We start from the raw sequence: 11,737 nt of genomic DNA on the forward strand, positions 1-11,737 counted from the left end.
GCTGCACGGGGAAGCGTGATGTATCGAATTCAGGGGAGCACCAACCGTTCCGCTCTGCTATCATTCGATTCGAGGCGGAGAACGAGTGGGTTCGGGCGGATTTGAACCGCCGGCCTCCTCCATGTCAAGGAGGTGTCATAACCAGCCTAGACCACGAACCCGTCTTGGGAATAGTGGTTCATCCGGGGCATAATTGAACGTTTCGAAACGCCCCGATCGACGGAGCGCCGCGACCGGCCGACGACACGTTTAAGTCGATGTACTGATTTGTCCATTACAACGCGAAATCGTACATCACCATCCAATGAAAGAGCATATCGAACACGTGACGGACGGCGAGGACCTCGACCTGTCGGCGGCGCGGGCGGCCGCCACGGCGGTGTTCGAGAACGCGACCGACGCCCAGATCGGGGCGTTGCTCGCGGCGCTCCGGGCGAAGGGCGAGACCGAGACCGAGATCGCGGGCTTCGCCCAGGGGATGCGCGGAGCGGCCCGGACCATCGACCCCGACTCCCGCCCGCTGGTGGACACCTGCGGGACCGGCGGCGACGACCACGACACGATCAACGTCTCGACCGCGAGCGCGGTCGTCGCAGCCGGTGCGGGGGTCAACGTCGCGAAACACGGCAACTACTCGGTCTCCTCCTCCTCCGGGAGCGCCGACGTGCTCGACGAGCTCGGGGTCGACATCGACGCCGAACCGCCGGCCGTCGAGCGCGCCATCGAGCGCGACGGGATCGGCTTCATGCTCGCCCCCGTGTTCCACCCCGCGATGAAGGCGGTCATCGGCCCGCGAAAGGAGCTCGGGATGCGGACGATCTTCAACGCCCTCGGACCGCTGACGAACCCCGCGAACGCGGACGCGCAGGTCGTCGGGGTCTACTCGCCCGACCTCGTGCCGGTGCTGGCCCGCTCGCTCACGAAGATGGACGTCGAGCGCGCGCTCGTTGTCCACGGCTCCGGGATGGACGAGATCTGTCTCCACGGCGGGACGACGGTGGCCGAGGTCGACGGGGACGACGTCGAGGAGTACGACCTGACGCCCGCCGACCTCGGGCTCGACCCTGCCCCGGTCGAAGCCGTCGCCGGCGGCACGCCCGCGGAGAACGCCGCCGACCTCCGGGGTATCGTGACCGGCGACCTCGGGGGCGCGAAGCGCGACATCGTGCTCGCGAACGCCGGCGCGGCGGTCTACGTCGCCGGCCTCGCCGACAGCCTCGAAGCCGGGGTCGTGTCGGCCCGCGAGGCCATCGATTCGGGGGCAGCGGCCGAGACGCTCGCGGTGCTCCGCGGGGCGGAGACGGTCCCGGGTGAGACCGCGTGACGCGCGCGAAGCTCTGCGGGCTGACCAACGACGACGACCTCGACGCCGCTCTCGACGCCGGTGCGGACCTCGTCGGGTTCGTTTCCGGAGTGCCGATCGAGACGCCACGCGAGGTCACGCCGGACGAGGCCGCGGCGCTCGCCGACCGGGTTCCCGACGACGTCACGAGCGTCCTCGTCACGATGCCCGACTCGCCCGCCGCGGGGGCCGACCTCGCCGACCGTGTGGGGACCGACGCGATACAGGTCCACGGCTTCTCGCCGGCGGAGATCGAGGCGCTCGCGGCGGCCACCGACCGGTCGGTGTTCGTGGCCGTCGACGCGGCCGGCGACCTCTCTGGGTACACCGCGGCGGACGCCATCGTGCTGGATTCGACCGACGAGCACGGCGCGGGCGGGACCGGCGAAACGCACGATTGGGACCGCGCCCGCGAGGTCGTCGCCGACCTCGACACCCCGGTGCTCCTCGCCGGCGGTCTCACACCCGAGAACGTCGCGCGCGCGGTCCACACCGCCGAGCCGTTCGGGGTCGACGTTTCGAGCGGGGTCGAGGAGACCGGTGGGCGGAAGGACCACGACGCGCTCCGGCGGTTCGTCGAGCGCGCGAGGACGGAGTCGGTGCGCGCATGAGTTCGCCGCTCGACCTCGATCGCGACCGGTTCGTCGAACTCGCGAACGACGCCGACGGCCCGGTCGTGATCCACACCACCGCACCGCTCGACGGCGACACCGAACCGCTGGCGGCCTACGCGGCGCTCGCCGATACCGTCGATGCCGAGTACACCTTCCTCTTGGAGAGCGCCGAGAAAGTCGCCTCCAGCGACCCGGACGGCGCGTTCGCGCCCGCCCCCGAGGACCGCCACGCGCGCTACTCGTTCGTGGGCTACGACCCCGCGGCCGCCATCACGGTCGACCCGATCGGGACCGACGTCGAGACCTTCGATTCGCGCTACGAGGGCCTCATCGACGCCGGCACGGGCGACACCCTCGACCGCCTCCGCGACGCGCTCCCTACGGTCGAGCGCGCGAACTTCCCCGAGACCGACCGCCAGCAGCTGGAGGGCGGACTCGTCGGTTTCCTCGCCTACGACGCCGTTTACGACCTCCACCTCGACGAGGTGGGGCTCGACCGCCCCGATTCGACCGTTCCGGACGCCCAGTTCGTACTGACGACGAAGACCCTGGCGTTCGACCACGCCGCCGACGAGGTCTCGCTGGTGTTCACGCCCCTCCTCCGGCCCGGCGACGACCCCGGTGCGGTCTACGACGACCTCGTGAGTGAGGTCGAGCGAGTGACCGCGGCGCTCTCGGACACCGATCCCGCGTTCGGCGGGTTCGAACGCGAGGACGAGCGCGCCGGGTCGCGCGAAGCCTACGAGGAGGCGGTTCGACGCGCGAAGGAACACGTCCTCGATGGCGACAGCTACCAAGTCGTGCTCTCGCGCGCCCGCGAACTCGTCGGCGAGGTCGACCCCCGTGGACTCTACGCCGCGCTCCGCGACGTGAACCCCTCGCCGTACATGTACCTCCTCGAATACGGCGAGCGCTCGGTCGTGGGGTCGAGTCCCGAGACCCTGGTCTCGGTTCGCGAGAACGAGGTCGTCTCGAACCCGCTCGCGGGGACCTGCCAGCGGGGTGCGAGTCCGGTCGAGGACCGTCGGCTCGCGGGCGAACTCCTGGCCGACGAGAAGGAACGCGCCGAGCACACGATGCTGGTGGACCTCGCGCGCAACGACGTCCGACGGGTGAGCGAACCCACCACCGTCCGGGTCCGGGACTTCATGAGCGTCCTCAAGTACTCGCACGTCCAGCACATCGAGTCCACGGTCACGGGTCGGTTGGCCGCCGACTGCGACGCCTTCGACGCGACGCGTGCGACCTTCCCGATGGGGACGCTCTCGGGCGCGCCGAAGGTCCGCGCGATGGAGATCATCGACGCCCTCGAACCCAGTCATCGGGGGCTCTACGGCGGCGGCGTGGGCTACTTCTCGTGGGACGGCGACGCCGACGTGGCGATCGTGATCCGCACGGCTCTCGTCGACCACGGGAGCGAACGACGCGACGCGCACCGACGCGCGCTCGACCGGATCGTGGTGCAGGCGGGCGCGGGCATCGTCGCGGACTCCGACCCCGCGAGCGAGTACGAGGAGACCGAACGCAAGATGGGCGGGGTGCTCGCCGCGCTCGAAGCCATCGAGCGACCGCCGGACGAACCTTCCATCCCGGAGGCGGGCCGATGACCGGATCGACCGGCTCGACAGCCACCGGGGACCGCCCGCGGGTGCTGTTCGTCGACAACTTCGATTCGTTCACCTACAACCTCGTGGAGTACGTCAGCGAACACGCCGACACCCACGTCGTTCGGAACACCGCGTCGCTCGACGAGATCCGCGCCTACGACCCCGACGCCATCGTGGTGAGCCCCGGTCCGGGCCACCCCGAGAACGAACGCGACGTCGGTGTCACCCTCGACGTCTTCCGCGAACTCGGTCCCGAGGTACCCACGCTCGGGGTCTGTCTCGGGCTCGAAGCCGCGGTCTACGCCTACGGCGGGTCGGTCGGGCGCGCACCGGAGCCGGTCCACGGCAAGGCGTTCGCCATCGACCACGACGGCAAAGGCGTGTTCAGGGGGCTCGACCAGGGATTTCGGGCCGGTCGGTACCACTCCCTCGTCGCCACCGAGGTCCCCGACTGTTTCGCCGTGAGCGCACGCACCGACGACCTCGTGATGGGGATCCGCCACCGCGAGTACCCCATCGAGTGCGTCCAGTTCCACCCCGAGAGCGTGCTGACCGGGGTCGGCCACGACGTCATCCGGAACTTCCTCGCACGCGTCACGACCGACCCCGAACGACCGACCATCGAGCGCTGATTTCAACCCTCGACTTCCATCCGAAAACCCCCTCTATCTTCAAGTTGCAACAATCTCTACGTCTGGCCATTTTACCGCTACGGAGACCACTTCCATCGTGGTCTACCTACGGTTATGTGCTCACCCAAAAAGTGAGTGAACGTGGATGAAGCAGGAGCCAAAACAATTCGCTCAAGCGGTCTACAGACCTTGATTTCGATCGACGAGTCGGTACAGGAAAACGCGGGCCGAAGCGTTCATCACCCTCGCTTCAGTAGGAGATTCCCGTCACAGATGGTTGAATCACCCGGAAACTCACGCCAGCCCTCAACATCTGGGTAGTTTTCCGGAACACCACACATTAGATATGCTACGAAAACCGCCGGAAAGAGAGGTATCGCCATCGGATGGAGATATATCAAAGCGGATGAGGGACATCGCTGTGCTACTGGGTGCTGTCTTCGGTGGAACAGCCTTCGCTACAACTCTAATAATGAGGTGGGTCCCACGTTGGTACGTGGTTGCCGGCCTTCTAGCCTTCGTCCTTTCGGGACTCGCACTAGGAACGCTGTGGCTGTTAGCAGTAGTACAACAAGGTTAGCGTGGTTCCAACTGCACATCAAGGACCCACGCCAGCCCTCAACAGAGACCGTATCAACGCGGGGCAACTTAGCCGTGACGCTCCAGTGCTACAATTTGTTACGACTATGGAGTTGCCGTCGGACACCATCTCGACTGTAGTTTCATTTTGTTCTGAGAACTGTTTTCAGTTGGCGATTTCCATCCGAAAACCCCCTTTGCTTTCGCGTCGATAATGTCTCCCCGTTGGGTGATTCTGTCACCGATCGAATCACTTTCACTACGGTCTAACTACGGTTATGTGCGTATCGAGAGTAGGTAGCGATACGATGCGTGCGGCCACCAATGGGAACTAACATGATCAGCCAACAGACTTTGATTTCGTCTACCAGATCGAATCAACAAAGCACGGGCCGAAGCGTTCATCACCCTCGCTTCAGTAGGAGATTCCCGTCACAGATGGTTGGGACTTCCTCTTACTTCACCCGCCGAATCGACCGCAGAACCGCCGTACCTGCCCGGAGGAGCGACGCGTGAGCCGCGCGGACTCCGCCGACGAGGTCAGCCTCCCCGTCAAGCGCGTCGACGGCGAGACGCTCCAGGAGCGCCTCACCGCGAACGCCTACGACAACATCCTGCCGGCGCGTTACCTCCGGAAGGACGCCGACGGCGAACTCGTCGAGAGCCAGGAGGACCTCTTCGAGCGCGTCGCGAAGAACGTCGCGCTCGCGGAGGCGGTCTTCGAGGCCGACGCGCGCGACGTCGATATCACCGTGCGGCCCGACCAGCTGAAACCGGACCACCCGCGCCGCGACGAACTCGCGAGCGAGGTCTTCGGTAAGGGCACGACCGCCGACGCCGAGGCCGAAACCACTCTCTCGGCCTACAACGTCAACAAGTTCGCCTACGACACCATCGTTCCCGAGCTCCCCGAGGACATTCGAACGCACGTCGAGGACACCGCCGAATCGTTCCAGGACTCGATGGAACACCTCTCGTTCATGCCGAACTCGCCGACGCTGATGAACGCTGGCGACGAACTCCAGCAGCTCTCGGCGTGTTTCGTCGACTCGCCGGGCGACGACATCGACGACATCCACGAGACGGCGAAGGAAGCCGCGCAGGTCTTCCAGTCGGGCGGCGGCATGGGCTATGCCTTCTGGAAGCTCCGGCCCTACGGCGACGCGGTCGGTTCGACGGGCGGGATCGCCTCAGGTCCCATCACGTTCATGCGGACCTACGACCAGATGTGCGAGACCATCGCGCAGGGCGGCGCGCGCCGCGGCGCACAGATGGGCGTCATGCGCGTCTCCCACCCCGACGTCATCCAGTTCATCCACGCGAAGAACAAGGACGTCTCGCTCGCGCACTCGCTCCGGCTCAACGACCCCGACGACTTCACCCACACCCAGTTCGTGGACGCACTCGAGGAGGCTCGCGAGCTCATCGACGAGGAGGGCCGCGTCCCGAAACACCTCCGGAACGCCGTCGAGGGCCACCTCTCGAACTTCAATATCTCCGTGGGTGTCACCGACGACTTCATGGACGCGCTGAAGGAGGGCGGCGAGTTCACCTTCACCAATCCCCGGACGGAAGAACCGCACGTCGCCACGCCCGAGACGAAGGAGCTCTACGAGTGCTACGACCTCGGCGAGCACGTCGAGGTCGGCGAGGTCCTCTCGATCCCCGCCGAGGCGCTCTGGGAGCACATCGTCGACGGGGCCTACCAGAACGGCGAGCCCGGTGTGATCTACCTCGAACGCGTCAACAAGGAGCACTCGTTCGACGTCGAGGAGCACCCGGACCACGAGATCCTCGCGACGAATCCCTGCGGCGAGCAGCCGCTCGAGGAGTACGAGGCCTGCAACCTCGGGCACATCAACCTCTCGACGCTCGCCGCGAGCGACGCGCCCGACTGGCGGGTCTGGTCGGCCGAGCACGAGGCCGAGTACGACTCCCACGAGGCCGCGATGGACGCCTACCTGGAGGAAGCCATCGACTTCGAGGAGTTCGACCGCCGTATCGAACTCGGGACGCGGTTCCTCGAGAACGTCGTCACGATGAGCGACTTCCCGGTGGCGAAGATCGAACAGAAGGTCCGCGAGATGCGGAAGATCGGACTCGGCGTCATGGGCCTCGCGCAGCTCTACATCCAGCTGGGTGTGCGCTACGGCTCCGAGGAGGGCAACGAGGTCGCCCGCCAGCTCATGACCCACATCAACCACGGTTCGAAAGCCGCCTCGCACGACCTCGCCGAAGTCAGAGGGAGCTTCGACGACTGGGCCGACTCGAAGTACGCGAACCCGACCGCGTACCGCGAGTGGTTCGAGGCGCAAACGGGTGAGTCGGCCGACGACTGGGCCGACGGCTACCCGATGCGGAACCACAACACCACCACCATCGCACCGACGGGCACGACTTCGATGGTCGGCAACACGACTGGGGGCTGTGAGCCCATCTACAACGTCGCCTACTACAAGAACGTCTCCGACGACGTCCAGGGCGACGAGATGCTGGTGGAGTTCGACGACTACTTCCTCAGGGTCCTGGAGGCGAACGACATCGACGTCGACACCGTGAAGCGAGAAGCCCAAGACCAGATGGCCTCGAACGTGTTCGACGGCGTCGAGGGGCTCGATTCGGTGCCGGACGCCATCGGCGAGCTCTTCGTCGTGACCGCGGACCTCACCGGCAAGCAGCACGCGGCGGTCCAGTGTGCCTGTCAGGCCGGTGTGGACTCGGCCATCTCGAAGACCTGTAACTTCCCGAACTCGGCCAGCCGGGAGGACATGGACGAGGTCTACCGCTACATCTACGACAACGGCGGAAAGGGTGTGACGGTCTACCGCGACGGCACGCGCTCGAAGCAGGTCCTCACGACCCGCGCGGACAACGCCGAGTTCGCCGACGAGGACGAGGCGGCGACGGTCATCGCCGAGCAGATCGAAGAGGTCTTCGGCGGCCTCTCGGGATTCCTCGACAACGAGGACGTCCGTGCGGCGCTCGACGCCGACCTCGACGGGCTCGCCGAGCCCGCGTATGCAGAAAAACAGCCCCGGCCCGACGTGCTCCACGGCGTGACCCAGCGCATCGACACGGGCTACGGCAAGCTCTACGTCAACATCAACGAGGACGAGCAGGGCAGAGCCTTCGAGCTGTTCGCCAACATCGGCCACTCCGGCGGGTTCACCAACTCGTTCACCGAGGCGCTCGCGAAGGTCATCTCGACCGCGCTCCGGTCGGGCGTCGACCCCGTCGAGATCGCCGACGAGCTCAACGGCACCCGAAGCCCGAAGGTCGCCTGGGACAAGGGCGAGCAGATCCAGTCGATCCCGGACGCCATCGGCACCGCGATGCGGCGCTACCTCGACGGCGAGATCGAGCAGGCCTACCCCAAGCAGGCGAACCTCGACGAGATCGCCGACGAGAGCACGGCGAGCGGCGCGGAACCCGACAGCGCGGAACCCGACGGCGGGGTCGCGACGCAGACGGGCTCGGCGGACCGGGGCCGAACCAAGTCGGACGCCCAGAAACTCATCGACAACGGCGAGAGCCCCGAGTGTCCGAGCTGTGGTTCGTTCACCCTCTACTACTCCGAGGGCTGCAAGACCTGCGAGTCCTGCGGCTGGTCTGAGTGCTGACCTAGGACTCCCCTCACACTACTTCGACGGCTGAAGGAGTCGAACTCAGCCGTCGATCGTCTTCGAGACCCAGCCGGTCGCCCCGCTCGGGAACGGTTTCTGCGTCTTCTTCGGCTGGAGCGTGCCGGTGCCGTCCGTGGCGCGCACCACCACGTCGTGACTCTCACCCGGCGAGTCGTAGGTGTACTCCCACTGTCGCCAGACGTCGCCGTTGAGGTTCGGGGTGAGAACCTCGGAGAGCGTCGCGTCGCTCCAGGAACTCCCGCCGTCGGTCGAGACTTCCACGTTGTCGATCCCGCGGGTGCCGGCGTAGGCGTGGCCGCCGACCTGGATCCGGCCGTCGTCGAGGCGGTTGGTGGCGTGGAGTTTGGCGACGGTGTTGACGGGGCCGGTGCCGTGCCAGCCCTTCTTCTCCCAGAAGCCCTTCGCGGGGCTGTCGAGCACCTCGATCCCCGTGAGCCACTTGACGTTGATCTCGCCCCAGTGGCCGGGGATCAGCGCCCGGACCGGGTAGCCGTGGCCCTGCGGAAGCACCTCGCCGTCCATGCCGTAGGCGAGGAAGCCGGTTCTGAGCGCCTCGACGGGGAACTCCTGGTAGTAGTCGTCGGCCGCCCGGAGCATCACGTACTCACCTTGCAGCCCCGCCTCGTCGAGCACGCGCCCCATCGGCACGCCGGTCCAGACCGCGTTGTCCATGCTCTTGCCGTTGAGGTCGTCGCTGACACACCGGAGCGTGCCGAAGCGGTTCTCCGACGCCATCCCGGTGATGTCGTTGTAGGTAAACGTCCCCTCGTTCTCGACCGCGCCGGTCACCGACAGCGACCAGTCGTCGGCCGACACGTCGGGGTTGATGTTGCTGATGTCGACCTGGTAGAAGTCGTCGCCGCTCACGAGCCCTTCGAGCCCGTCGATACCGAGCGACTTCGACTCCGCCAGCGAGAGCATCTCGCCGACGGACGGCCCACCGTCTCCGCCGTTGTCACCGCCGCTGCTCGCGTTGGTCCCACCGTTCTCGCTTCCGCCGCTTGCGTTTCCACCGCCCGCGTCGCCGCCCGTGGCGTTTCGGCTTCCACCACTGCTCTCGTTGCCGATCTCGACCTGTGAGGCGGCCTCGCTCGCGCTCTCCCCACCGCGACTTCCGAGGAAGTAGCCGAGGACGCCCACGCCGAACACGCCCGCGACGCTCCCGAGCACCGACCGACGACCGCCCGAGACCGGTTCGTTGGTCCCGCCGGCACTTCCGGCGAGCGCCGTGAGACCGACCACGACCGCGCTTCCGAGGCCGGCCCCGAGCGCGGTCACCGGCGCGCCCGTGAGGACCGCGGCCGCGAGCCAGACGAGGACGCCGGCGAGCCCGACGGGAACGAACCGGTTCCCGTACCGCCGGCCGGTCGCGAGCGCCGCGAGGACCAGACAGGCGAACAGCAGCACACCGAGCCCGATCGCTAGAACGAGGTTGGCCTGCTGGCCGAGGTGTTCGATCCCGACCTGGTTCCCGATCGTCGTTAGCGGCCCGATCGCGAACTGGAGGAGGGCACCCGGCGCGTTCTGGGTCACCAACGACGTCACCGGCGCGGCGACGAACGACTCGGTGTAGCCCGCGAGCGCGTACGACCCGGTCACTCCCGCGACGCCCGCGAGCAGCGCCGTCACGACCCAGCCGACCACCGACCCACGTTGCGATTCGCTCATGGCTTCCCTCGGTCCCTCGGCGGAATGAAGCTTGGCCGTATTCCCACCCAATTCCCCGTCCACGAGGAAAGGTTTAGGACCGCCGCCCGGGTCCTCGCGGTATGCACGAGACGCGTACGGACACCGGGAACGAGCGCGGGCGGCCGTGTCCGGCCTGCGGGGCCGCGATGGAGCACCGCCACTGCGAGTACGTCTGCCCACGCCACGGCGTGGTCTACGACTGCTCGGACACGTTCTGGTGACGGTCCTGGAGGTGCTCGTAGGCCGGCCCGGCGAGCAGTAGCCCGGCCACCGCGACCGCCGCGACGACGAACTCGACCCCGACGCCTGCCAGCCCCTCGGTGGCGAGCCGCGAGACCGAACCGCCCGCGAGCACCGCCGCGACCGTCCACGGGATCTCGCCGAGCAGCGTGCCGACGAGGTAGGCCCGGAGTCCGATGCCCGAGACGCCGGCTCCGAACGAGACGGGGTCGGCGGGCAGCGGCGCGAGGCGGGCCGCGACCACCCCGCGGACGCCGCCCGTGTGTTCGAAGAAGCGTTCGCCGGCGCTGCCGATCCAGTCGAGCAAGCCCGACCCGCCGTCGGCGGTGCGCCCGAGCGCGTAGGCCGGCAGACACGAGAGGCAGACGCACGCGAGCGCGAGCGGCAACCCCACGAGCCCGAACCCGTAGCCCACGACCGCCGAACAGAGGCTCAGCGGCCACGCGACGACGGGTCGGACGGCGTAGAGCGCTATCACGGCGAGCCCGAACAGCAGTGGATCCGCCCGGAGGGTCGCCACCCACGCCAGCACCGCATCGGGCGAGACCAGCACCGCCGCGAGCGCGACGACCGACCCGGCGACCGCCGCGCCGACCGCCCACCGGGGAACGCGTGACACGTCCGATATCGTGCGACCGTCGAGTATGCGTGTTGCGGTCGGGTGGCCACGGGTCCGCATGGGATCGAGCGTCAACTATTCCCCGTCCAGCCTCCCTTCTCCGCTATGCCGACCGACCGAGTGACCGTCTCGCTCGACGACGACGCCGCGGCGGCGCTCGACACCCTCCTCGACCACACCGGGGCGGGCCGGAGCGAGGTGGTCCGCCGAGCGCTCGATTTCTACGCCGCGAACGTCGACGCCGCGACGACCGACGCCGGACCGAACCTCGCGGCCTACCACCGAATGCTCGCGAGCGGCGAACACGTCCTGCTCGACGTGGACTTCCTCCACTGCTTTCTGGAGTACGTCGAGGACGGGTCGGGGGAACCGGACCCGGCCTTCGTCGAGGCCGCCGACACCGTCGCCGACTACCACGCCCGCGAGTACGCCGAGCGGTTCGAGAGCGTCGGCGAGCTCCTGGACTGGCTCTCGTTCTGTGGGTTCGTCTCGGTTCGCGCCGCCGAGGGGCGCACCTACCACGTCGTCTTCCCGTCCGCGTCGCTCCGGTGGTTCATGATGCGCTTCATCGTGCGAAGCGTCCGCGACCTCCCCGTCGAACTCGACGTCGAGGAGAGCGTCTCGAAGGTCCTCATCACGGAACGACCGGTCGAGTCGTCCTGACGGTGTGTTTTCCCGGGCAGTTCCCCGGGATTTCGTTACGAACTGGACGATTCGCGCACCCTGCTTCACATCCGATCGTGGAACGCACGTCTTCGATGCACATCCCTC

At 67.3% G+C, this 11,737-nt stretch carries 9 protein-coding genes and 1 tRNA gene; 7 read left to right on the forward strand and 3 right to left on the reverse strand.

Annotated features, from left to right (window positions below; all coding sequences use genetic code 11):
* Positions 1-86 precede the first annotated feature (86 nt).
* Positions 87-161 (reverse strand) — tRNA-Val (locus D3261_RS12300).
* Between the two features lie 143 nt (positions 162-304).
* Here D3261_RS12300 and trpD point away from each other — a divergent pair.
* The 5 genes from trpD (at position 305) to D3261_RS12325 (ending at position 8,394) form a co-directional block, all read left to right on the forward strand.
* Complete coding sequence (trpD, locus tag D3261_RS12305; protein WP_120072798.1) at positions 305-1,324, forward strand: anthranilate phosphoribosyltransferase; 1,020 nt, start codon at positions 305-307, stop codon at positions 1,322-1,324.
* On the forward strand, positions 1,321-1,953 hold the full coding sequence (locus D3261_RS12310) for a phosphoribosylanthranilate isomerase (RefSeq protein WP_120072800.1): 633 nt from the start codon (positions 1,321-1,323) through the stop codon (positions 1,951-1,953). The genes trpD and D3261_RS12310 overlap by 4 nt, the downstream gene beginning before the upstream one ends.
* Positions 1,950-3,563, forward strand: coding sequence for an anthranilate synthase component I (gene trpE, locus D3261_RS12315; RefSeq protein WP_120072802.1), 1,614 nt, complete (start codon positions 1,950-1,952; stop codon positions 3,561-3,563). The genes D3261_RS12310 and trpE overlap by 4 nt, the downstream gene beginning before the upstream one ends.
* On the forward strand, positions 3,560-4,195 hold the full coding sequence (trpG, locus tag D3261_RS12320) for an anthranilate synthase component II (RefSeq protein ID WP_120072804.1): 636 nt from the start codon (positions 3,560-3,562) through the stop codon (positions 4,193-4,195). The genes trpE and trpG overlap by 4 nt, the downstream gene beginning before the upstream one ends.
* Before the next feature lie 1,091 nt (positions 4,196-5,286).
* Positions 5,287-8,394 (forward strand): adenosylcobalamin-dependent ribonucleoside-diphosphate reductase, encoded by a 3,108-nt coding sequence (locus D3261_RS12325; RefSeq protein ID WP_120072806.1) that lies wholly within the window; start codon positions 5,287-5,289, stop codon positions 8,392-8,394.
* Positions 8,395-8,439: 45 nt separating this feature from the next.
* Here D3261_RS12325 and D3261_RS12330 read toward each other — a convergent pair whose 3' ends face one another.
* Positions 8,440-10,086 (reverse strand): molybdopterin-dependent oxidoreductase, encoded by a 1,647-nt coding sequence (locus tag D3261_RS12330; RefSeq protein ID WP_120072807.1) that lies wholly within the window; start codon positions 10,084-10,086, stop codon positions 8,440-8,442.
* 101 nt (positions 10,087-10,187) lie between these two features.
* Between D3261_RS12330 and D3261_RS20375 the strand changes: the two genes are divergently transcribed.
* Positions 10,188-10,328 (forward strand): HVO_2523 family zinc finger protein, encoded by a 141-nt coding sequence (locus D3261_RS20375; RefSeq protein WP_192927988.1) that lies wholly within the window; start codon positions 10,188-10,190, stop codon positions 10,326-10,328.
* Here the strand turns inward: D3261_RS20375 and D3261_RS12335 are convergent.
* Positions 10,301-10,966 (reverse strand): TVP38/TMEM64 family protein, encoded by a 666-nt coding sequence (locus D3261_RS12335; protein ID WP_120072859.1) that lies wholly within the window; start codon positions 10,964-10,966, stop codon positions 10,301-10,303. The genes D3261_RS20375 and D3261_RS12335 overlap by 28 nt on opposite strands.
* Positions 10,967-11,071: 105 nt before the next feature.
* Between D3261_RS12335 and D3261_RS12340 the strand changes: the two genes are divergently transcribed.
* On the forward strand, positions 11,072-11,629 hold the full coding sequence (locus tag D3261_RS12340) for a ribbon-helix-helix protein, CopG family (protein ID WP_120072809.1): 558 nt from the start codon (positions 11,072-11,074) through the stop codon (positions 11,627-11,629).
* The last annotated feature ends 108 nt before the right edge of the window (positions 11,630-11,737 follow it).

This window comes from Halococcus sp. IIIV-5B (assembly GCF_003602035.1).
In the GTDB taxonomy this organism is placed as follows: domain Archaea; phylum Halobacteriota; class Halobacteria; order Halobacteriales; family Halococcaceae; genus Halococcus; species Halococcus salsus.